17 protein-coding genes are annotated in these 22,618 nt (G+C 63.6%); 5 read left to right on the forward strand and 12 right to left on the reverse strand.

What is annotated here, in order from left to right; all coding sequences use genetic code 11:
- Positions 1-294: 294 nt before the first annotated feature.
- Positions 295-1,386, reverse strand: a complete 1,092-nt coding sequence (locus AC1DWT_RS27500) for a Glu/Leu/Phe/Val family dehydrogenase (protein WP_477923027.1) — start codon at positions 1,384-1,386, stop codon at positions 295-297.
- Between the two features lie 265 nt (positions 1,387-1,651).
- On the opposite strand from AC1DWT_RS27500, the gene AC1DWT_RS27505 reads away from it, so the two are divergent.
- Entirely contained in the window at positions 1,652-2,782 is a 1,131-nt protein-coding gene (locus AC1DWT_RS27505; RefSeq protein ID WP_477923028.1) for a pyridoxal phosphate-dependent aminotransferase, read from the forward strand.
- Between the two features lie 89 nt (positions 2,783-2,871).
- Here AC1DWT_RS27505 and AC1DWT_RS27510 read toward each other — a convergent pair whose 3' ends face one another.
- Complete coding sequence (locus tag AC1DWT_RS27510; protein ID WP_477923029.1) at positions 2,872-3,633, reverse strand: GntR family transcriptional regulator; 762 nt, start codon at positions 3,631-3,633, stop codon at positions 2,872-2,874.
- Positions 3,634-3,950: 317 nt separating this feature from the next.
- On the opposite strand from AC1DWT_RS27510, the gene AC1DWT_RS27515 reads away from it, so the two are divergent.
- The 4 genes from AC1DWT_RS27515 to AC1DWT_RS27530 all read left to right on the forward strand — a co-directional run bounded on the left by AC1DWT_RS27515 (position 3,951) and on the right by AC1DWT_RS27530 (position 10,371).
- Positions 3,951-5,339, forward strand: a complete 1,389-nt coding sequence (locus AC1DWT_RS27515; RefSeq protein WP_477923030.1) for an MFS transporter — start codon at positions 3,951-3,953, stop codon at positions 5,337-5,339.
- On the forward strand, positions 5,336-5,923 hold the full coding sequence (locus AC1DWT_RS27520; RefSeq protein ID WP_477923031.1) for a cysteine hydrolase family protein: 588 nt from the start codon (positions 5,336-5,338) through the stop codon (positions 5,921-5,923). Before AC1DWT_RS27515 ends, AC1DWT_RS27520 begins: the two co-directional genes overlap by 4 nt.
- A 100-nt stretch (positions 5,924-6,023) precedes the next feature.
- A complete protein-coding gene (locus AC1DWT_RS27525) occupies positions 6,024-6,743 on the forward strand; it encodes an acetolactate synthase small subunit (protein WP_477923047.1) in 720 nt (239 codons plus the stop codon).
- Between the two features lie 268 nt (positions 6,744-7,011).
- Entirely contained in the window at positions 7,012-10,371 is a 3,360-nt protein-coding gene (locus AC1DWT_RS27530; protein ID WP_477923032.1) for a protein kinase domain-containing protein, read from the forward strand.
- Between the two features lie 418 nt (positions 10,372-10,789).
- Here the strand turns inward: AC1DWT_RS27530 and AC1DWT_RS27535 are convergent, their stop codons facing one another.
- The 10 genes from AC1DWT_RS27535 to AC1DWT_RS27580 all read right to left on the reverse strand — a co-directional run bounded on the left by AC1DWT_RS27535 (position 10,790) and on the right by AC1DWT_RS27580 (position 22,252).
- Positions 10,790-11,773, reverse strand: a complete 984-nt coding sequence (locus tag AC1DWT_RS27535) for an NAD(P)H-dependent flavin oxidoreductase (RefSeq protein ID WP_477923033.1) — start codon at positions 11,771-11,773, stop codon at positions 10,790-10,792.
- On the reverse strand, positions 11,770-13,425 hold the full coding sequence (locus AC1DWT_RS27540; protein ID WP_477923034.1) for a class I adenylate-forming enzyme family protein: 1,656 nt from the start codon (positions 13,423-13,425) through the stop codon (positions 11,770-11,772). The genes AC1DWT_RS27535 and AC1DWT_RS27540 overlap by 4 nt, the downstream gene beginning before the upstream one ends.
- Entirely contained in the window at positions 13,422-14,189 is a 768-nt protein-coding gene (locus AC1DWT_RS27545) for an enoyl-CoA hydratase/isomerase family protein (protein WP_477923035.1), read from the reverse strand. The genes AC1DWT_RS27540 and AC1DWT_RS27545 overlap by 4 nt, the downstream gene beginning before the upstream one ends.
- A 1-nt stretch (position 14,190) precedes the next feature.
- The gene (locus AC1DWT_RS27550; RefSeq protein WP_477923036.1) at positions 14,191-15,381 is read right to left on the reverse strand and encodes a CaiB/BaiF CoA transferase family protein; all 1,191 of its coding nucleotides are present in this window, start codon (positions 15,379-15,381) and stop codon (positions 14,191-14,193) included.
- Positions 15,378-16,154: an enoyl-CoA hydratase/isomerase family protein gene (locus AC1DWT_RS27555; protein WP_477923037.1), complete on the reverse strand. Its 777-nt coding sequence runs from the start codon at positions 16,152-16,154 to the stop codon at positions 15,378-15,380. The genes AC1DWT_RS27550 and AC1DWT_RS27555 overlap by 4 nt, the downstream gene beginning before the upstream one ends.
- A complete protein-coding gene (locus tag AC1DWT_RS27560) occupies positions 16,147-17,088 on the reverse strand; it encodes a hydroxymethylglutaryl-CoA lyase (RefSeq protein WP_477923038.1) in 942 nt (313 codons plus the stop codon). The genes AC1DWT_RS27555 and AC1DWT_RS27560 overlap by 8 nt, the downstream gene beginning before the upstream one ends.
- Before the next feature lie 77 nt (positions 17,089-17,165).
- The gene (locus tag AC1DWT_RS27565; RefSeq protein ID WP_477923040.1) at positions 17,166-17,765 is read right to left on the reverse strand and encodes a MarR family winged helix-turn-helix transcriptional regulator; all 600 of its coding nucleotides are present in this window, start codon (positions 17,763-17,765) and stop codon (positions 17,166-17,168) included.
- A 22-nt stretch (positions 17,766-17,787) separates the two neighbouring features.
- Complete coding sequence (locus AC1DWT_RS27570; protein WP_477923041.1) at positions 17,788-18,435, reverse strand: cupin domain-containing protein; 648 nt, start codon at positions 18,433-18,435, stop codon at positions 17,788-17,790.
- A 269-nt stretch (positions 18,436-18,704) separates the two neighbouring features.
- Positions 18,705-20,387, reverse strand: a complete 1,683-nt coding sequence (locus tag AC1DWT_RS27575; RefSeq protein ID WP_477923042.1) for an amidohydrolase — start codon at positions 20,385-20,387, stop codon at positions 18,705-18,707.
- Positions 20,388-20,389: 2 nt separating this feature from the next.
- Positions 20,390-22,252: an aminotransferase class III-fold pyridoxal phosphate-dependent enzyme gene (locus AC1DWT_RS27580; protein WP_477923043.1), complete on the reverse strand. Its 1,863-nt coding sequence runs from the start codon at positions 22,250-22,252 to the stop codon at positions 20,390-20,392.
- Positions 22,253-22,618 lie beyond the last annotated feature (366 nt).

The raw sequence follows: 22,618 nt of genomic DNA on the forward strand, positions 1-22,618 counted from the left end.
GCTAACCCTAATCCTGGCTTAAGATATTTACAACTAGTGGTTGAGATATTTATGGAAGCGCTACTCATCTCGGGCCATCTCTGGCTCGTAACGGGTGACGCAGTGCTCCGCCGCTCTGCAGTCGGTGGGCGTGCCTCGCCGATCCGCCCCACTGGACGTCCGCGCGGTGTCCGCGAGAACACCAGTCCTCGGGGCAGGTGTGGCGGGTCGAGCGAGACTCGTTCTCTCTCAAAGCGACTCGTGTATCAGTGCAAGGCTGGGGGGCAGGCGGCCGCAGTGCTCCGCGGACGTGGCTTAGTGACGCGCGGCGTCGATGCGGGCGTCGGCGACTCGGTTGGCAGCGGCGCCGGCCGAGACACCGTCGAGGGCGGCGACGTCGAGAATTTCCTGCACCGTGTCGAAGATCTTCTCCACGCGGGGGGTGACGTCGGCTGCGGACTTGTGCTCGAGCTCGCCCGCCATCTGGATCAAACCGCCCACGTTTGCCACGAAGTCCGGCACCCAGGTGATGCGACGCCTGGACAGGGACTGTTCCACGGTCGGGTCGACCAGTTGGTTGTTGGCGGCCCCGCAGACGATGGTTGCCGACAGGTCGCGAACGCTCTGATGACTCAGGGTCGCTCCAAGGGCGCAGGGGGCGTAGATGTCGAGCGGCGAGGAGATCACGCCGGTCGCCGGTGTGAGGTCCGGGAAGGCCTGGGTGGCGCGGTTGAGCGCATCGGCATTGATGTCGCAGGCTACAACGGACGCGCCGGCTTCGGTCAGGAGACGGATGAGGTGATATCCCACCTTCCCGGTTCCCTCCACGCCAACCAGCCGCCCCGCTAGGTTGGCGGATCCCCACGTGGATGCGGCCGCGGCGCGCATCGAGTGGAAGACGCCGAGCGCGGTCAGTGGTGCACTGTCGCCGGAGCCGCCCGCCGCCACGTTGCGGCCGGTTACGTGGTGTGTGTACTTGCCGATGACGTCCATGTCATCCGAGGTGGTCCCGACGTCGCTGGCGGTAATGTAGCGGCCGCCGAGGGTTTCGACGAAGTGGCCGTACGCCGCGAGTAGTGCCTCGGATTTGAGCGTGCGGGGGTCGCCGATGATTACCGCCTTGCCGCCGCCGAGCGGCAGTCCGGCAGCGGCAGCCTTGTAGGTCATGCCCTTCGACAGCCGGAGGGCATCGGTCAGCGCCGCCTGCTCGTCGGCGAAGGGGTAGAACCGTGTGCCTCCGAGAGCCGGGCCGAGAACGGTGGAATGGATCGCAATGATCGCCTTCAACCCGGATTTCACATCCTGGCAGAAGACGACTTGCTCGTGAGGTGAGTCCACGAAGTCGCGACGGTCGAAGACGAAGGTGCGGTGGACATCTCCGACGGTGTCGTGGCTGGTCAAAGTCATGTTCGTGACCTATCTGGGGCGGCGCCGGATGAGACCGTCGCCATCGGTCGTGTGGACCGGAGTTGGTTGGCTGGGTGTGCCAAGCAGGCCAATGCTTCGCGGTATCATCGTGAGATACTTAAAGATCCTTGCAAATATCCTAACCAGAAGTTACGGTCGTCACAAGGCTGCAAATGGGTGTGTCGTTGCGACTTCCCGCGTGGCAGGCCAATCGACCGCCTGCGCTGCGCCTTTCCGACGTGATCGAAGCTTCGAAGGAGTTCTCATGCTCGAACGACTACCTGCGCTCGCACTATCCGACCGTGCCCAGGTCCGCCGGCGCGCCGGCCAGGAGATGGTCCCGATGCGCGGTGTCCCGATGTTGCCGATGCCGCCGCATGTCGTCGATGTTGTGTCGCGGGCGACGCCGGAGGTCTTTCCGCGTGACAGCCGAGGATCGCTCATCTTCAAGACCGCGGTCGCTGAACATTTGCGGGAAGAGTTCGCCTTGGCCGTGAATCCGGACCGGGAACTGCTGGTCACGCACGGCGCTCAGCACGGGCTCAGCGTCGCATTGCGTGCGCTGCTCGTGCCGGGTGACGAAGTCCTGATTCCTGCACCCTCGTACTTTTTCGACGGCACCGTGCGGCTGGCCGGTGCGGTGCCGCGGTACGTGCCGTCCGTCGAATCCGACGGCTGGCGGCTGCCTCTCGACCAGATGGAGGCTGCGATTTCGCCCCGGACCCGGGCCATCCTCCTGTGCAATCCCAACAACCCGACGGGGACCGTGCCCACCCGGGAAGAACTGACCATCGTGCTCGATCTTGCCCGCCGGCACGGCTTGTACGTGTTTGCCGACGAGTCCTACGAACGGTACGTGCACGAGGGACCCGGATACGTGCCGCAGATGTCCCTCGTGGACACCTACGACCAGCTCGTCACGTTGACCAGCCTCAGCAAGAACTACGCGTTCACGAGTTGGAGAGTGGGCTACATCCACGCGAAAGCGGATCTGATCGACATCATCCATGCGGCACTGGAGTGGGATGCGATCAACATCGGTGACATCCCCCAGCTGGCCGCCGCGGCTGCGATCAGCGGACCCCAGGATTGGCTCGACCGTGAATTCTCCACGTTCCGGACGCGCCGTGACCTTCTCCTCGAAGGCGTTACGGCGGCAGGCTTGACGGTGGTCACTCCGCAGGCGGGAATCTTTGCTTTCGTGAACTTTTCGCCGCTTGGAGTCACGGGAGTTGAACTCGAGGAGTCGTTGCTCGACGCGGGCATTACCGCGCTCAGCGGTGACCGTTTCTTCGGTCCCGGGTCATGCGCGCGGGTGCTGTACGGGGGAACCGCGCCAAGTCTCGTCCAGCTCGGGCGACAGTTGAAAGTATTGGCGCACCGCGTAAGCGCGTAGACGCCAGGGGGCCTTGTTCACATGGTTTCCGTGCGAATAGGGGCCCTTAGTTCTCAATCGGTACGTCTACTCGCGACGCACCGAAATGGCTAACGCGGCACGCGGGCGTCGTCGACGGCGGCGGTCGGGATGACGGGAACCCGAATTTCGACCGAGGTCACTTCTGGGCTGGTTGTGAGGGCCTGCAGGATTTCTCGCCGCGCAGACTGAGTGCGGACCTTCATCGCTGCTCGCGCTGCCTCGGGATCCCGGTTGATGATGGCATCGACGACCGCCCGGCGCTCTTCAGTCCTGAAGGGGGGCATCTCGGGTTCGAGCATGACCGCGAGCCGGCCGATACGTTCGATCTCGTCGAAGACGTCGATGATGCTCGCGGCCAGTCGATCGTTGCCGCATCCATTGGCGATGATGGCCTCGAACTCGTAGTTGGCCCGCAGCCTATCGTCGAGGTGGGGGCCGCCGAGTTGTCCATAGCCGTCATCTACGCACAATTCGACCAGCCGGGTTCGGTCCTTCTCGGACAGGCCCTTGGCGGCGGTGAGCGCCGCGGCCTCACTCTGGAGGATTGTGCGCATGTCGCACAGATCGGCTACATCGCTGAGAGTGATCGACGAGACGACATATCCTGCCCGGCGGATCGGGACGACCAGACCGTCGCGGTGGAGCCGTGCCAACGCTTCCCGCACTGGGGTCTTGCTCAGTCCCCATGCGGCTGCGACCTGCTGCTCGGTGAACTGCTCGCCGGGCTTGCGCGCGAGTTCGATGATCTCTCGTTTGAGGCGCTGATATGCCTGCTCCATCAGGTTCGATCCGTCGTGAGCGGATTGGATCAAAGCTGGCTCGAACTTCATAGCGTCTCCTCCACTGCACTTTCAGATACCAGTTCCCATCGTAGAGGTAGGCCAGCCACACGATAAGTATCCTAAAGTGCTATTGAAAATATCTTAACTTGCCTCTACTGTCGTGATACAGGCCACAGCGAGCGGCGACCCGAGTCAGGCTCGACTGCAGCAACTCGACTCGGTCAGCACCGCCACGGGCCGCGTCGTATCTGAAAACCGGGTTGGTCCAATCGCCACACACAGAGTCCTCGTGCTGGGCACTGCGGCTGCGAGATAATGCTCGCAGCGGGACATGGCCAGCCATCCTCCCAATGAAAGGCCCAGTCATGATCAATGACGGTGCTGTCGTCACACTCGATGACGAATCCGAACACCGCATGTGGCGCAAGGTCGGATTCCGAATCCTTCCGCTGGTCGGTGTCGCGTACATCGTCAGTTACATCGACCGGGCCAACCTCGGTTACATCGCCAAGCCGATGGGCGCGGACCTGAGCATGACCTCGGCTCAGATCGGGCTGGCGGCGGGCCTGTTCTTCATCGGATACATCCTTGTCGAAGTACCCAGCAACATGATGCTGCACCGATTCGGCGCGCGACTGTGGATCAGCCGCATCATCGTCACCTGGGGAATCATCACTATGTTGACCGGGGCGGTTCACTCCGCCAGCCAGCTGTACATCGCACGAATTCTGCTCGGATTCGCCGAGGCCGGCCTGGCCGCCGGAATCCTGCTCTATCTGACGTTCTGGTTCCCCAAGAAGCAGCGCACATGGGCGATGTCGACGTTCTTCCTCATGATTCCGCTGTCCGGGATCCTCGGCGCACCGGTCGCGGCTGCGCTCCTGAGATGGGGACAGAGCGTATTGGGCATCGACGGCTGGCGTTCACTGTTCGTCGTCGAAGGTGCGGTCACCGTCCTCGTCGGCATCGTGATCCTGCTCTTCCTCCCGGACCGGCCCTCGAAGGCCAAGTGGCTCAACGCTGCAGAAAAGGCGCACATCGAAGGTGTCCTCGCGCACGAGACCGAACAAAGCATCGGCCACGGTGCACTGACCGACATGCGGCAGGCACTGCTCGACAGGAAGGTGTGGGCGCTCGGGTTCTCGTTCTTCGCGATCGTATTCGGGCTCTATCCCATTGCCTTCTTCCTGCCGACGATGATCTCCAACCTCACCGAGACCATCGGGTCCGCCGGGAACGTGTCCAGCGTCTTGCTCGCCGCCATTCCGTCTGTTGCAGCCATGGTGGCAATGGTGCTGTGGGCGCGGGTCGCCGCGAAGAAGTCGATCATTTTCTCCACCACCGTGCCGATGGCATGCGGTGCGATCGGACTGGTCGCCGCGACGTTCACTCAGAACGGCGTGCTGTTCATCATCGCCGTCTGCGTGAGTGTCTCGGGCATCTACACCGCGATCCCTCAATTTTGGCGCCTGCCGGCACTGAGTATGACCGGCGCGGCCGCGGCCGCCGGTATCGGCCTGATCAACTCGATGAGCAACCTCAGCGGATTCATCGGGCCCTACATGACAGGTGCTATCGAGACGGCCACCGGCAGCTACACCTACGCACTGCTGACCATCGCCGTCATCATAGTTCTGGGCATCGTGGTTCTGCTTTCCGCTGGGCGGCGTGCGGAACGAATCGGCAGCGAGGAGGGTGATACCTCCATTCCCAGCGACGTGACCGAGCCCCGACTCCTTACGGAGAACAAGTGACCTCCAGTCGAAACGTTGGACTGATAGTGGGCGATGTTCAACGCGGAATCATCGCCCAATTCGGTTTCGCCCGCCAAGTTCTCCCCACGCTCGAACACGTGATTCCCGCTGCCCGAGCGCACGACATCGATGTGATCTTCCTGCGAGCGGGATTCCGTGCAAACGGGGCGGATATCAACCCTCGAAACACTCTGTTCCAAAACCTGTTCGAGATGGGTGAAGTGTTCGACGCCGACTCGCCCAGCACCGCCATCGAGCCGGGCCTCGGACCGAAAAACGGCGACACCGTCGTCCTGAAGAGGCGGACGAGCGGGTTCTTCGGAACTGAACTCGATCTCGTTCTCCGCAGCAAGAACATCGATCACATCGTCATCTGCGGTGTGGCCACCGGCGCTATGGTCGCGGCCACCGTCTTCGCCGCATCCGACCTCGACTATCGTATTACCGTCCTGCGCGACGGCTGCGCGGACAGTGACCACTCCGTCCATAATCTACTGATGGACAAGCTCTTTCCATCACGAGGTGTACAGGTATTGAACGCCAAAGAGTGGATCGACGCCCTCCGAACACGACAGAAACGATGACGCGGCGGGACACGATCCGATCACGTGCCGCAGCCTCCCCACCTTCGATGTAGATGCGTCCGCCGCGATCCGGCTTCAGACGAAGAAAGACGACGACAACATGACTCAGTCCATCGAACCTCACCTGAGGCCCCACGACCTCGCTGATCGATATCGATCCGGTACCGGGCCGGTCCTGCTGACCGGTGTGCAGGCAATCGCCCGCGGCCGGGTCGAACTCACCGACCGACTCGAGGGCGGGGAGCCGCCGGTGGTGAAACCGTCCGCCACCGACGGCGAGACGCGCCTGGACATGCTGTCGATCGAATGCGAGGACACCAGCGCGATGGTGCCTCGGGTGACGGCGATGTTCTTCCGGCTGGGAGTCGAGCTGAGAGATTTGTCGACCTGGAGATCGGTGCGAGCGGAGGCCAGGCAAGGCGTCGTCGTCACTATCCGGATCCCGAGACACCTTTCACCGGAAACGCTCGTCAAACGCTTGAATCGGCTGATCGGGGTCATCAAGCTCAGGCACGCGGATTCCATTCTCGACGTCCCACCCTGCAGCACCTGCGTAGAGGTGGGGGCAACCGGTCATTTCGTCGAGGGCGTCGCGCTACTCGGAATCGAGTTCCGGGCGGCAGTCCTCGACTACACCCGCAACTTCATCATTCTCCGCTTCTCCGGACCTCCGGACCATCTCGGCTCGGTCTTGGAGCGCCTCACCAAGCTCGGCGCCAAGAGGATGCCTGGGGACATCCGAGTGTCGACAAGACAAGTGACATCCGCGGTCCTGCTCGGCCGCATACCAAACCCGCCTGATCGGAGCAGGCTCATGTGACTTGAAGACATAGGGTGCGGGCGAACCTGCACGACCTCGCCTGTACGTCCACCCGTAGTGCCATCGACTGTGGGTGCAGGTCTCGTCCTACCAGCGGCGTCCACTGTCGCTCCAACCCCTCCAGAAGTTCTGTGGGGGCTAGCGATACCCTTAACCACACATCATTGACCGGCGGAGCATCAAACTTGCGCCAGCTCACCGGAAACCCAATCTCAGCGCGGTCGCGGCGGCCACCCGGTCGGTACCGAACGCAGAAATCTCGGCAACCATGTCCGACTTCGTCCCCGACAAGACACAACGCCACATCCCTCGGATCAAATCGGACCTGGACGCGGCCGGCTTCGACGACGCAGAGGAAATTGCGCGCGGCGGTTTCGGCGTCGTCTATCGATGCCGTCAGCCACACCTCGACCGGACCGTGGCAGTCAAGGTACTCACCAGCGATCTCGATCAGGCGAATCGTGAGCGTTTCCTCCGCGAACAACGCATCATGGGGCGCCTGACAGGCCACCCCAATATCGTCAACGTACTCGAAGCCGGCGTCACCAACGCGGGCCGACCGTTCATCGTCATGCCGTACCTGCCACAGAGCTCACTCGAGTCCCACATCCGGCGCGACGGTCCACTTCCGTGGACCGCGGTAATTAGCCTCGGGATCAACATGGCCTCGGCCCTCGAGACGGCGCACCAGAGCGGCATCCTCCACCGCGACGTCAAACCCGGCAACATCCTCTTCACCGACTACGGCGGACAGCAACTCACCGACTTCGGAATCGCACACCTCACGGGTGGGTTCGAAACCGGCGCCGGCACCCTAACCGGGTCACCGGCCTTCACCGCCCCGGAGATCCTGCTGGGCAAGCCTGCCTCGATCGCCGCGGACATCTACAGCCTCGGTGCCACACTGTTCTGTGCGCTGACCGGCCATGCCCCCTTCGAACGCCACAGCGGTGAGAAGGTGATCGCCCAGTTCGTCCGCATCACCACCGACCCGATCCCACGACTGGCCGGGCTGGGCATCCCCGACGACGTGTGCGCGGTAGTGGAAAGATCGATGTCCGCGAACCCCGCCAATCGCCCGACGACCGCAGCCGCACTCGGCGTCGCGCTCCAGCACACTCAGCGCCAACACGGATACCCCGTGGACGAGATGGCCTTGAATACTGCGCACCCCGAGCACAGAGAGCACACACCGCCCACCGAGGAGCCGATCGCAGACAGCGCCGCCCGCATCCAGCCTCGCTCCACTGTCGCCGAGGCACCGTCACCATCCAACACCGAGCCCACACACCCCGCGTTCGGGAACGCTCCCGGGAACCTCTCGGCAGAACTCACCAGCTTCGTCGGTCGCCGCCAGGAAATCGCCGCGGCACGCAAGCTGCTCACCACCGCCCGCCTTCTAACGTTGACCGGTATCGGAGGTGTCGGAAAGTCCCGGCTCGCGCGACGCATCGCAACGGACATTCGCCGCGTGTTCGACGACGCCGTCTGGCTCGTCGAACTCGGCGACCTGCACGACCCGGACTTACTCGCCGAGATCGTAGCCACATCACTGCGCCTGCGCACGGACACCGGACTACCCGTCGAGCACATCCTCATTCAGCACCTTGCCTCGCGCCGACTGCTTCTCGTGCTCGATAACTGCGAGCAAATCATCAGCGCAGTCGCGAGACTCACCGAGACATTGCTACGAGCATGCCCGGATCTGCGGATCCTGGCCACCAGCCGCGAGCCGATCGGCATTCAGGGCGAAGTCGCTCTGCGGGTACCACCATTAGGGATCCCGGAAGCGGACAAGGAGCCGTCCCTACGCGGGCTTCCCCAATACGACGCCGTGCAACTGTTCGCAGACAGAGCGACCGCCGCCGTGCCCACCTTCGCGGTCCGCGAAGACAACCGCGTAACCGTGACCCGGATCTGTCAGCGCCTCGACGGGCTTCCACTGCCCATCGAACTCGCCGCAGTCCGGTTGCGCGCCATGTCCGCCGAGCAGATCCTCGCGAGGCTGACCGACCGCTACCAGCTCCTGACCTCGGGCGGTCGCAACGCACCCACCCGCCAGCAGACCCTCCGGCTCTGCATCGACTGGAGTTACGACCTGTGCACACCGCAGGAACGAACACTGTGGAGCCGATTGTCCATATTCGCGGGCAGCTTCGAACTTGACGCGGCCGAGGCGATCTGCGGGCGCGACTGCGCTCCGCAGCTGCTGCTCGACCTGGTGTCTTCGTTGGTCGACAAGTCCATCCTCATCCGAGAAGACGCCGGGACGGTCGTGCGTTATCGGTTACTCGACACCCTCCGCGAATACGGTCGAGGCAAACTCCCACAGGCAGAGCTGGACGAGCTTCGCCGCCAGCACTGCGACTGGTACTCGCAACTGGCAATGCAGGCCGAAGCCGAATGGCTCAGCTCCTACCAGGCGACGTGGATCGCGCGACTGGACCGCGAACAAACGAATCTGCGGGACATGCTCGAATTTTGCCTCTCCGACGCTGCGGATACACCAGGTGTCGAGATGGACCGGAGTGGCGGACTGCGGACGGCAGCTGCGCTGTCGGTGTTCTGGCTCGCACGAGGACAATTCAGCGAGGGCGAACGCTGGCTCACCCGACTCCTCGCGCAGTCGACACCCGGACCCTCACACGAACGGGCAGCCGCGCTGTACTCCGTATCCATGTTCGCCGCCGCGCAGGGGCTGATGCCCGCAGCGCAGGATCGACTCGCCGAACTCAGACTCCTTGCCGACGAACTCAACAGCCCTTCACTCCGGACCCTGTCCACCCACGCAGCCGGATACCTCGCGCTCTACATTGGCCGGCCCTCCGACGCGATCGGAGACTTCGAAGACGCTGTCAGCAGCTTCGAACAGGAAGGAAACCTTCTCCGACAAGTCGGAAGCCTGATCGGACTGGCACTCGCCTGCGGACTGACCGGCGACGAGTCCCGGGCTGTCCGCTGCCATGAACGCATTATCGCGATAACCGAACCATTGGGTGAATCGATCTACCGGTCGTACTCGCGATGGGCGTGTGGGCTCGCGGTGTGGTTACAAGGTGACCCGGAGCGGGCAATGCAACTGATCCAACAAGGTCTGCGGTTGACGCGTCTCGTCGACGACCCACGCGGGTCCGCGTGGTGCCTGCAGACGCTGGCGTGGATTGTCGCCGAGCGGCGCGACGCCAGGCGCGCCGCGGTGCTATTGGGTGCTGCGGAAACGCTCTGGCAGGCGATGGGCAGACCCACGATGCAGTTTCCCAATCTTCGCCGCTACCAGCAAGAATGCGAGCGACGCGTCCAAGCCATACTCGGCGGCAAGGGATTCGAAACTGAATCCGCACGTGGCCGCTCACTCAAATCCGACGAAGCCATCGCCTTCGCCCTCGACGAGAAGCCCGAACAACCCGCTCAAGACAACGATCAGGGCGTAAGTTTGACACGTCGTGAATGGCAAGTGGCCCGCTTAGTGGCCGAGGGAATGACGAACAGGGCTATCGCCGATCGGCTGGTGATCTCACCCCGGACAGCGCAGGGGCACGTCGAGCATGTCTTGGTCAAACTCGGCTTCACTTCACGAGCGCAAATCGCAGCGTGGATCGTCGAGCGCGAGCAGACCCCTCGCCCCTGACCACGAGATCGTCCGCCTCCCTGCCCTCCCTCTGCCGGTCGGTGAGCGCCACGGCGGCAGACTTCACACGCCGAGTTCGTACCCGCGGCACAAAGCATCAAGAAGCCCGATCTGTTTGCAGCGGTATCTTTCGCGAAGCTGGGCTTCGGCGATCTTGCCGACGAATTCGTAACGAAATTCCGGTGGGGCAATGCGGAATCCAGGTAGTGGGTGGATCCGGCGGGCAACCACGGTGCAGAGCGATAGACCTCCCGCACGACGCCACCGTCGACCGCGAGTGCGAACTCGAAACTTTCAGCGCGACTCAGATCGACTCGCCATATTCCTCGGGTCGCGTCGTAGAGCGCGGCGAGCGCGTCGTTCGACGAGTCTTCGAAGCAGGATCCGAGGCGTTCTCGTGCCAGCGTGAGGCTGTTCGTCAGCGTAATCGGACAGTGGCGCGGTTAGCGGCAGGCAGGTGCGCAACGACGTTTAGGTATTCTGCGACGATCGAGTCGACGATGTCCGCGGCGCGCTCGATGGAGTTGATCAGTCCTGCCGATTGGCCTGCCTCGACCTTGCCGTCGATGGTGTCGCCGTGGAGGGCGGCGTCTTTGAGGGTGCTCGCAAGGAACTTTGACTTGCGGTCGTCGAGTGGAGCGCCTCCGTGTTCGAGTTCGAGCATCCGTTTGCTGAAGTCGTTGGACAGCATGCGGATCACGCCGAGGTCGCGTCCGACGACATCGGTATCGTCGATGGTCGCGTCGACGATACGTTGCCGGTAGGTGGGTGCCACGTTCGATTCGTGGCTGGCGATGAAGCGTGTGCCGAATTGTGCTGCGTCCGCGCCCAGGCTCAGTGCTGCGGCGAGACCGGCGCCGTCGGCGAATCCGCCCGACGCGACTAGCGGGATGTTGGGGAGGGCGTTTCGCACGGCCCGGACGATGACCATGGTGGAGACTAAGTCAGCCGGTGGGTGGCCGCCGGCTTCGCCGCCGACGACGATAAGTCCGTCAACGCCTGCGGTCGCCGCCTTTTCGGCGTGTTCTACGGTCGATACGACGTGTAGCCAGCGTGTACCTACGTCCCGGAGTCGGGCCAGGTGCTTCTTCGGCCCGCCTTGTGAGGCCACGATGATCGGCACCGGGTGTGTGACGAGGTGCTCGATGAACTCGTCGGCTCCGGGACGGTATAGGGGTAGGTTCACTGCGAATGGGTGGGTCGACTCCCGGAGCGCGGCTAGTGCCTTGACGAAGTCGTCCGTGCGCATTGGCCCGGCTGCGAGTACTCCGAGGCCGCCCGCCTCGGAGACGGCGAGGGGGAGCGCGGGAGAGGAGGATGCCCAGGACATGCCGGCTTGGACGACGGGGACCCGGATTCCGAGGAGTCGTGTGATTGGAGTGCTGATTTCGATGTCGGTCATCGTGATGCCTCCGCGACCGGATCGGCGGTGAGGATCTTGTTGGCGACGGCGACGGCGTCACTCTTCCGTACTTTTCCGCTGGCTGTCATGCCGATGGATTCGAAGTCGGTGACGATCTGTAGGTGGCGGGGGATCTTGAAGCCTGCCATGTGCTGTTTGCACCATTGCGTCAATTCGTCCTGATCGAGGGTGGAATCGACGCTGAGTTGGATGAACGCGAAAGGAACTTCGAGCAGTCGGGGGTCGGGGACACCGACGACGACGGCCTGGCGGATCGCGGGGTGTTTGTGCAGGATGTCTTCTACTTCTGCGGGTGCGACGTTTTCGCCGCCGACGCGGATGAGTTCTTTGGTGCGGCCGGTGAAGACGAGTCGTCCTGAGTCGTCGAGGTAGCCGATATCTCCGGTGTCTAACCAGCCGTCGTCGCTGAGGGCTGATCGGGTTTGCTCGGGAAGGTTGTAGTACCCCTGCATTACATTCCAGCCGCGGACGAGGATCTCGCCTCGGGTTCCGGGCCCGACATCTGCTCCGTCGGTGAGGGATCGAATACGTACCTCGACGCCGGGTTCGAGTGTCATCGCGGTACTGACACGGACCTCTTCCGGTTCCCACCAGCATGACTGCGCGACGTTCGGGGAGGCTTCGGACAGTCCGTACCCGACGACGCATTCGGTGGCGCCGAGAACATCGATCACCTGGCGCACGATCGAGGACGATGCGGCCACCCAGGCGCCGCGCAGATACAGGGTGCGTGTCCGGATGTCGGGGTGGCCGAGAATCATCAGGGCGATGGTGTCGTTTCCCGAAAAGTGCGTGCACCGCTCGTGTTCGAATAGTCGCAGCGTCTCACCGGGTTTGAAGCGATCCATTGTCACCAGTGTGCAAACGTGTTGAATGCACGCGAGGACGGACAGGCTCGAGCCGGCGACATGGAAGAACGGCCGGGCGCTGTGGAATCGGTCGGCGATGCGCAGGCCGAGGCGGCCGCCGGAGAAGAAGCCGTTGGCACACATGCTGCGGTGGGTGAGCAGAACACCTTTCGGGAAGGACGTGGTGCCCGAGGTGTACTGGATCAGCGCAACGTCATTCGGGTGTGCGACTGCAGCCGGAAGGGCGAGCCCTTTTCCGGCCGCCAGGAAGGTGTCCCATTGCTCGGCGCCTGTCGGCACATCGGAACCGATCACAACGACTGCTCCGAGGTCGGGAAGTTTGGGGAGGTCGCCAGCGGTGAACGGGCCGTCGATGCCGGGGGCGATCTGACGCAAGATGTCGATGAAGTCGACGCGGAGAAACCGGTCCGCGGTGATCAACAGCGCGGACTGTGACTGCCGGAGGACGTGGGCCATCTCGTCCGCTCGGAAACGTGTGTTGACCGGTACGACGACGGCGCCGAGAGCGGTCACTGCGAGGAAGACCTCGACCCAGCGTGGTCCGTTGCCGAGGCAGACCGCGACATGGTCGCCTTTTCGTACTCCTTGGGCTGCCAGAGCGGACCGGATGTGGTCCGATTGGGTAATTAGATCGCGATAGGTCACGCGCTCTCGGGAGGTCACGATGGCTTCGACATCGGGACCGATGGTGGCTGCACGCCGCAGCGCGTCGTGCGTAGTGAGGGGGCACACACCGTCGAGCGTGAAACTCGATGTGTTCACCGGGTGGTCCTTTCGTTGTGCGTCGCCATGAAGCGGTCGACACCGTCTTTCCAACCGCCGTCGGCGAGATTTTGTTCGATGGCGGCCATCTCGATTCGGATTCCGCGATCGAGGTCGGTTTCCGAGCCGAGGTCGATCGATCGTTTGGTTAAGGACATCGCCAGTGGGGGTGCAGCGGCGATGGATTTGGCGATGGAGTGACCGGTGGTTCTGAGGTCTTCTGGTTCTACGGTACGGATCAGCAGTCCTAGGCGTTCCGCTTCATCGGCCTCGAGTGCTCGGTTGGTGAAGAGTAGCTCTTTGGCACGTCGCTTCCCGATCACCCGTTGGAGTCGTTGGGTGGCGCCCACGGTGCCCCAATGTGCTTCAGGGAATTGGAAGGTGGTGTTGGTGGCGCCGATGATGAAATCGCACGCCATGGAGATCTCGCCGCCGGAACCGACGACGTTGCCGTGGACCAGGGCGACCACCGGTTGTGTGCAGGATTCGATGGCTGCGTAGGCGGCGAACGAGGCGACGCGTCGGCGGCGTACCCAGGCCGCGTCCTTGCCTTTGCGTTCTTTGAGGTCGGCGCCGGCGCAGAACGAGGGCCCGTTTCCGGCGACGAGGACCACGCGCACGGTCGGGTCGTTGCCGAGCTTGTCGAAGGCGTCGCGCAGCAGGTGGCATGTGTGGAGATCGATGGCGTTGCGTGCCTCGGGCCGGTTGAGTACGACTTCTGCGATGCCTGCCGTGATTTCGACGGTTACAGAGTCCGAGACCATGTCAGATCACCCCGGTGGCACGTAGGTTGGCGACGTCGTCCGGGGACAGGGAAAGGCGTTCGGTGAGGATGGTGTCGGTGTCGGCGCCGAGTACGGGGGGAACGCCGACCGCGGGGGAGTCGTACCCGGCGAGCACTAAGGGGGTGCGCAGGGCGGGGAAGGTTCCTTCGGTGGGGTGGTCGAAGGATTGCACGATTTGGCGAGCTCGGGCGTGGTCGGATTCGAGTGCTTCACGGACGGTGCGCACGGCGCCGACCGGGACACCCGCGCTGCGGAGTCGGTCGACGGCGTCGTGACGTTTGATCTGTCCGATCGCGCGCCGTAGCTCGGGCATGAGGTCGATCCGATTCGCCACCCGTTTCGCGTTGGTCGAGAAGCGAGGGTCGTCACCGAGACTGTGGAGTTCGAGTGCTTCGCACAGGGGTTTCCAGTGTTGGTCGGAGGCGCTGATGTGCAGCCACTGTTCGTCGGCGCACACGAACGCGGCCGATGGCACTCGGCCGGGGTGTTCGGTGCCGTTGCGGTGGGGATCCTCGTCGAGCGCGAAGATGCGGGCGGCCGAGAGAGCGGACAGGGCCAGCTGTGCGTCCATCATCGACACGTCCACGTAGCATCCGGCACCTGATTGTGCTCGCCCGACAAGCCCGGTCAACGCTGCAATCGTCACCCACAAACCGGAGGTGAGGTCGGAGACCGGAATTCCGGCTTTCGCGGGGGCCCCGTCGCCGGGGCCGGTCATCGACATGATGCCCGAGAGCGCCTGGAAGATGGTGTCGTAGCCGCGCTCGTCTCGCGAGGGGCCGGTCTGGCCGAAACCTGTGGTGGCGACATAGATCAATCCGGGATTGTCTTGCCGCAGTTGCTCGTAGCCGAGACCCAATGCATCCATCGTCCCGGGTAGGAAGTTCTCGACCACGATGTCAGCGGTGACAGCGAGATCGCGGACGATGCGCTGCCCGGCGGTCGATTTGAGATCGATCGTGATGGATTTCTTGCCGCGGTTGAAGGCGAAGAAGTAGGCGCTCTCTCCGGCCGGCAACCGCGGTTCGAAGGAACGGGACTCGTCGCCGCGGCCGGGTCGCTCGACCTTGATGACTTCGGCACCGAGTTCAGCAAGCGTTTGAGTGGCCAGCGGTGCGGCTAGCACGCGGGAGAAGTCGAGGATGGTGATGCCGTGGAGGGGTGTGGTCATCGTGTCTCCCGGAAGCTGCGCATGATTTGGTTGACGTCCCGGCCGGCTTTCATGGCGGAGTCGAAGGGGAGGTCGGCGACTCGGTAGAACAGTTCCTTGATTGCGCTCAGTGCCGCCGGGGAGTACTGGGACCAGCCGTGGGCGATCGACAGGCCGCGTTCGAGGGCCTGCTCGGGTTCGACGATGTCGTTGGCGAGCCCGTATTGGAGTAGTTCGTCGGCCCGCAGGAGGCGGCCGGTGCTGATCAGCTCGAACGCCAGTTTTCTGCCGAGGTGGCGCTGGATACCGGTCATCACGAGGGCGGGCACGATCGAATGCTTGACCTCTGGGTATCCGAATTTGATGTCGGTGGCGGCGACCATCATGTCGCAGGCGATCGCCAACCCTGCTCCGCCGCCCACCGCGGCGCCCTGGACGACGGACACGATCGGCTTGCTGATCTGTTGGGGAAGCATCTGTGTCCGCGCGGTCAGGTCGGCACGGAGAGCGACATTTTGGGCGTGATCGGGAGTCAGGTCGGTGAACTCCGACAGGTCGGCTCCGGCGCAGAATCCCCGGCCGGTGCCGGCGAGGACGACAGCTTTGACAGTGAGGTCGTGGTCGGCGGAGACGAGCGCATCGTGCAGAGCCTGTGTCAGGGCGGTGTTCAGGGCATTGAGCTTGTCGGGGCGGTTGAGCGTCAGGATGCGAACGGGGCCGTCGTCGACGAGGGTGAGCACCCGGGGATCGGTCAGAGGGGTGGCCGCGTCTCGGTCGAGTGTTGATTCAGACATTCAGTGGTTCCTTGTGTGTGCGGTCGAAGTCGGCCCGGGCGACCATGCTGTAGAGCGGCCGCCCAAGCGCTTCCTCACAGGCGGTGGATGCGCGGGCGAGGGCGTCGAGATCGAGGCCGGTGCGCACACCCATGGCCTCGAAGAGACTGACGAGGTCTTCTGTGCAGACATTGCCGGTCAATCCCGCCCCGTACTGGATGGTCGAGGGATGGCCCCCGACCCCGCCCATCGCCGAGTCGAAGTAGCGGACGCCAGCATCGAGTGYGGCGACGGCGTTCGCGATCGCGGTGCCTCGGGTGTTGTGAAAATGGGCGACGACGGCGAGGTCGGGGAACTCCCGCAGCAGTCGTGCGAAGAGCGTGCGGGTGGTGTGCGGTGTGGCGACGCCGGTGGTGTCGCCGATCGTCACCATCGAGGCGCCCAACTCCGCGAAGCGGGCGACGTCGGCGACGACCGAGTCCTGGGCGATCGAGCCCTCGAAGGGGCAGCCGAATGCGACGGATACCACTCCGACCATTGTGAACTTCCCGCGGGCGAGTTGCGTCATTTCGGTGACGTTGGCCCATTGGCGGGCGCGGCTGGTTCGCAGATTGCGCTGGGTGTGTGCCTCGCTCGCCGAGACAAGGAAGCTCAGTTCGTCGGCGCCGATTCCGTCGTCGAAGTCGGTGAGGGCCCGTTGGACGGCCTTGGGGTTGGGGCAGGTGTTCTTGAACCGGACGCCGGGGGTGCGGGGCAGTCTTGCCAGCACGTCGCGGACATCGGCGAATGCGGGCACCCGTCGGGGGTGGCTGTAGCTACTGGCCTCGATTCGTGTGAATCCGGTGGCGACGAATTGGTTGAGAAGGTCGACCTTGGTGTCGGTCGGCACGAATGTGGGTTCGTGTTGCAGCCCGTCGCGGGCGAAGCACTCGCAGAGGACAACTTCGTCGGTCATGCATTCCTGCCTCTCTTGGTATAGCAAGAATGAGGCAGGGTGTTGACTTTGTCAACACCTGGCGGTGCTTGGTGTGGTCACGAATCGGTGTGCTGCTCTTCTTCCTCGATGACGCGAGCCAGCGAAGTCAAGGTCTCGAGCGCCTGCTCGAGCGCACGAAGGTTTTTCGATCCGAGGTGTCGTTTGATCCGCTGATTCCGCGCGTTGGCTTCACCGATCAGTCCGGCGTAAAGCTCCTGTCCGGATTCGGCCAGGGAAAGCTGAGTAGTTCGACCGGCCCCAAAATCTTTGACGATGAGGCCGCGGTCGTATAGACCCGACACAACCCGGCTCATCTGTGCCTTGTCCAGTCCCGCGCGGCGTGCGAGTCGGTTCAATGTCAAGGGCGCCTCGGCGCCGAGAAGTGCCAGCGTGCGCCATTCTGCCAACGAGACGTCGAACAGGCGGCGATAACGGAGGGCGGCACTGCGGGAGAGCGAATTGCTAACGCGGGAGAGTCGATAGGAGAGCAACTCGGTGATGACGACCATATCGTCGGCATCGATATTGGTGGCGGCGGAGTCCTGGTGCACGACCATCCCTCCCTCTTCGCACGAACCTGATTGATCGATGCCGAACAATACCCGATTCGTGTGAGAAGCCTTTGGTGATATCGAACGCATCAGGGCCTTGTCCACGGCCTGGGGCGCGCCGATGGGATCATTCCAGGTATCGCGTCTGTGCAGGGTCGTAGGCGGGGGCATCGAAGCTGACGAACAGTGCGGGTTGGTGCCCATCGATGTAGTACTTGTGGGGAACCCCGGCGGGGATGGACACGAACGTGCCCACGTCGAGTCGTCGCTCCTCCGTGGGCGTCACGACCCGCGCGGCGCCCGAGAGCAGGATCAGAGAATGATCGGCATCGGGGTGGGCGTGGTTCTTCAGCTCGGTGAACATCTCGACCAAATTGACGCGCAATTGGTCCGACTTCGCCAGCGTCCACCCTCGGTCGCTGGGGTCATCCCACGTCGGAGTCGTCGAGATCAGTGCGTCCCTATTTCTGACTACGGCGGAGGCGGATGCCGACTCGGGCCCGAACGGGCCCGTCGAGAGGTTGTCGAACGCGATCTTCGGAACCTCGAAACTGACGAGGTCAGGCGGGCTAACCCCGATCGGCACCATCTGGAACGCGACTCCCGCCGGGACGTCGGCATAAGCCCCGATCGACGCCACTTCCTGCTGGTCGAGAAAGTCGAAACGGATGGCGCCGTCGAGAATGATGAACATGTGCCTGCCGGGACGGGCGGCGAGCGGCGTACCGTCCCCGAGGGTAATGAGCGCGCTGCGCGAGAGGTCTGTTTCGTGCATCGTCCACACTCGTTGCTGTGCAACGGTTCCCGACGGAGGACTGGCCATCAATTCCCTCTGCCGGATGATCAGTAGCTTAGCCGGGTCGGACGGGGCGGAAACCCGCACGCTCGATGAGGGTGTTGCTGTGCTGCAGCCGAGAAGGGACAGTGCTGCCGCAGATGTCGCCGTGGCGACAAACTGCCGGCGTGACTATTCCATCGTGTACTCGATTCTGTGAGGACGAAGATGGCGTGACGCTGTCGAGACAACGGGTCTGTTGACATGTCCTACACTCGCTGGGCATCCACGTGCGTGAACTCGTCGTGCACTATCTCGCCTCCCAGGACGGTCATCAGGGTTCGCATCTGCGGCAGTTGCGTGGCGGGTTGTGTGAGGGGATCGGAGTCGACGACGATCACGTCGGCCAGCCGTCCGGGAGTGAGGGTGCCTTTGTGGTCGTCGGTGTGTTCGAGGAAGGCTCCGGTGATCGTCCACGCCTCTAGTGCTTCGTGTGGAGTGAGCGTCTGCTGTTCGGTGAGGTGCGCGAGCTCATGATGGGCTCCGCCGGTGAAGGTGGCCATGCCGAGCTTCCAGTCCGGGTCAACGCAGGGGGCGTCGCTGCTGTCGGCGACGGTGACTCCGGCGTCGAGGAGACGCCGGACCGGGAACGCGTCGTTCCAGCGCGCTCGTCCGAGCGCTGGAAGCATCCCCGGGCCGCTGTGATACTTGAACAGGGATTGGGTGACGACGGCGATGTGGTGTTCCTTCAGGCGTCGCGGCGCGTCTGCTGAGAGCACGGTGGCGTGGATGAGGGCATGCCGGGCGTCGGGCCAAGGATCTGCTTCCTGGGCGTCGGCGATGGCGTCGATTGCGGCGTCGGCCGCCTTGTCCCCGGTGACGTGAATCTGGACGTTCAGGCGGTGGCGGTGGGCGCGTGTGACCATCTTCGTCAGCTCGGTGCGTCGTGTGTCGAAGTCGGTGCCGGCGACGACGAGATCGCCGGTCTCTCCGTCGGGGTAGGGATGGTGCATGCAGGCGGTGCGGGCGCTGGGGACGCCGTCGGCGAACAGTTTGATGCCGCCGATCCGCACCCAGTCGTCGCCGAGGCCGGTGGTGGCTCCTGAGAACTCGAGTGCCTGGGCGAGTGTGGCGTCCGACGAGCTGGTCGAGGGCCAGTCCCAGTGCAGCAGAGTCGATATCCGTACGGTTGCTCGTCCTTGCCGTCGAAGTTCGACGTAGTCGCGGAGCAGTTCCGGCCACACGACCGGGTCGGTGATACTGGTGATGCCCTGGGTGTTGAGGAAGGCCATGGCGTCAACGATGGCGTCCAGTCGGCGATGTCGGTCAATGTGCGGGATGTTTCGAGTGACCAGGGCGCCGGCGCTTTCGAGGAGCCATCCGGTGGGATCGCCCGCATCGTCGCGGACTATGCGGCCGCCGACCGGATCCGGTGACCTGCGATCGATGCCCGCGCTCTCCAGTGCGGCGCGGTTGGCCCACACGCTGTGGAGTGAGTCGTGGTGTAAGACTACCGGGGTGATCGATCCGTCGATCTCCAGGTCACGCCAGTGCGGCATCCGTGAATTGTCGACGAATTCGTTGATCCGTTTTTCGTGCCATGATCCACCGACCAGCCACGCGTCATCGGTGCGATTGAGGGCTTGGGAGAGTGCGGCCCGGATGTCGGTGATCGAGGTCGCGGCGTGCAGGTTCAGGCGAGAGGGCATCCTCGATTCCGCGAACAGTGCCAAGTGCAGGTGGGCGTCGTTGATTCCTGGGATTACGCACGCGCCCGCCAGGTCGATGACTTGGGTTGTGGGTCCGATCCACGGCGCGAGGTCGGGGTCGGATCCGACCGCGACGATCGTCTCGTCCCGAATCGCGAGGGCGGTGGCGACCGGCATGGTGGGGTCGAGGGTGCGGATGATGCCATTTCGGAGTACCAACGTGGCCGAGTAAGAAGTATGCATTGTCACCATCCGCGGGTAAGGACGCCGTCGAGGGCGTCGACGAAAAAGTCTGCGTGATCCCTGGTGAAGGTCAGTGGGGGTTTGATCTTGAGGATGTTCCAGTGCGGGCCGGTGGGATACACGAGTACTCCGTTGTCTTTCATCCGATTGCAGATCGTGAGCGTTTCGGTGCTGGCGTGCTGTTTCGTGACGTCGTCGAGGACGAATTCGACGCCGCTGTAGAAGCCTTGTCCACGAACATCTCCGATCAGTGGGTGGCGTTGTCCGAGTTCGCGGAGCGCTTGACGGAGGTACTCGCCGGTGGTGTCCGCGTTCTGTTGCAGCTCTTCGTCGGCGAGGACGTTGAGGACTTCATGGGCGACGACGCAGGCGGTCGGGTTGCCGCCGTAGGTAGAGAAGAATCGTCCTGTTTCGTCGAAGCGTCGGGAGTGGGCTCGGGTGGTGACCATGGCGGCGACGGGGAACCCGTTGCCCATAGATTTGCCCATGGTGACGAAGTCGGGCACGACCTGGGGTCCCTGCGTTTGGAAGCCCCAGAATGCGGAGCCGAGGCGCCCGAATCCGACCTGGACCTCGTCCGCGATGGTCAAAATGCCGCGTTCGCGTGCGGCGGCGTGGATGGGTGCGAGGTAGTTCGGGGGGAGTACGATCTGGCCGCCGCCGGCGAGGAGTGCTTCGTAGATGAAGGCGGCTGGTGGGCGGCCCTCGGCGATGAGCCGATCGAAGTCGGCGATCACCTCGCGCGCGTATTTGGTGCCGGCATCGGGGTCGTCGTAGCCGTATGTGCCGTGGTACCGGTCGGGATTCGGCACGGCGTGTGTTGTATCCGGTTTTCCGTAGTGCTTGTACCGAGCCGGGCTGACGTCGGAAACGACGCTGGTGTACCCGTGGTAGGCATCCTCGATGACCACGATGTCGTCGCGACCGGTGACATGGCGCGCCATGCGGAGGGCGAGGTCGTTGGCCTCGCTGCCCGAGTTGAGCATGTAGACGACGTCGAGTCCGTCGGGAAGGGTGTCGACGAGGGCGTCGGTGTAGTCGGTGAGGGCATCGTAGACGAATCGGCTATTGGTCTGGAGCCGTCCCAGTTGCCGTGCGGCCGCGGCGGTCAGTCGTGGGTGACAGTGCCCGAGGAGGGTGACGTTGTTCAGCGCGTCGAGGTACCGGTTGCCGTTCTCGTCGAAGAACCAGCAACCGTGGGCGCGCACCATGTCCAAGGGTTCTTCGAAATAGGTCGGATGGGTTCGGGGGAGATGCGCGGCCCGGCGGGTGAGACTGACGGGCAGTCGCGCGGACCATGATCTGGTTGTGTTGTCCGGGCCGAGTAGTGCACTGGCGTCTGGCGCGAGTTGCTCGAGAACGTCGATGTCGGCGTTGGAGCAGAACCAGGGGACGGCGGCGGTGTCGGGGTCGACGGTCAAGAGTTGCGCGAGCATCGGGGTCGCCGGGTCGGTTGTCCGTCCGATGCGGGTTCCGGCGTCGACGTGGCCTGTCGGGGTGTCCACGAGTCCGCGATACCGGGTCCATACCGGTGCGCCCGTCGGTGTGTGGTCGACGATGAGGTCACCGTTAGCGCTGATTCGGGCGTCGCCGGCCAGGGGCGCGATGATCGCGGTTGAAGCCCGCGTATGGACCTGCAGTGCGAGGAGGATGTCGGCTCGGTCATCGGCGTGCGTACGCGGGCCGCTGCGGGCGAATTGTGGCTCGCGGTAGCGTCCTATTGTCGTCACCTTTTCACTGCATCCGACATCGCGGCCCGTGTCTGCGGCTGTTAGTGCCGGGGCGTCGAGTGGGTCGATGCCGTCGAAGTTGGTGCTTCGCACGCTGTGGTCGGTGACCCGGACCGGGCCGACGATGATCGGCACGAATCGATGCTTCGTCTCGGTGATCCATCGGTTCGCGCTTTCGATGTGGTGTGCGCGGGGGAATCCACAGGCTTTGCGGAACGCGGCCGCCACCACCAGTGGATCCTTGGATGTTAGCCTCAATTTTTCGTGCCCTCTGATTGGTGGGTGGGTTTCGGCTGGGGTGTGCTGGTGCGGGACAGATTTTGGTGTGTGGGTGTGAGTGTGCGCCCGATGTCGCTCGGGTGGGTGCCCGGTTCCACCGGCCGGGGTTTGGCATTCGTGTGTCGTATGAGTAGGAGGCTGCGGTCAGGTGAAGGCGGCGCGGATGCGATACCACGCTGTGGCAATGGCTTGGGCCCATTGCCAACTCGAGTCGATCCGAAC

The sequence above is a fragment of the Rhodococcus sp. P4_B6 genome (assembly GCF_056402215.1).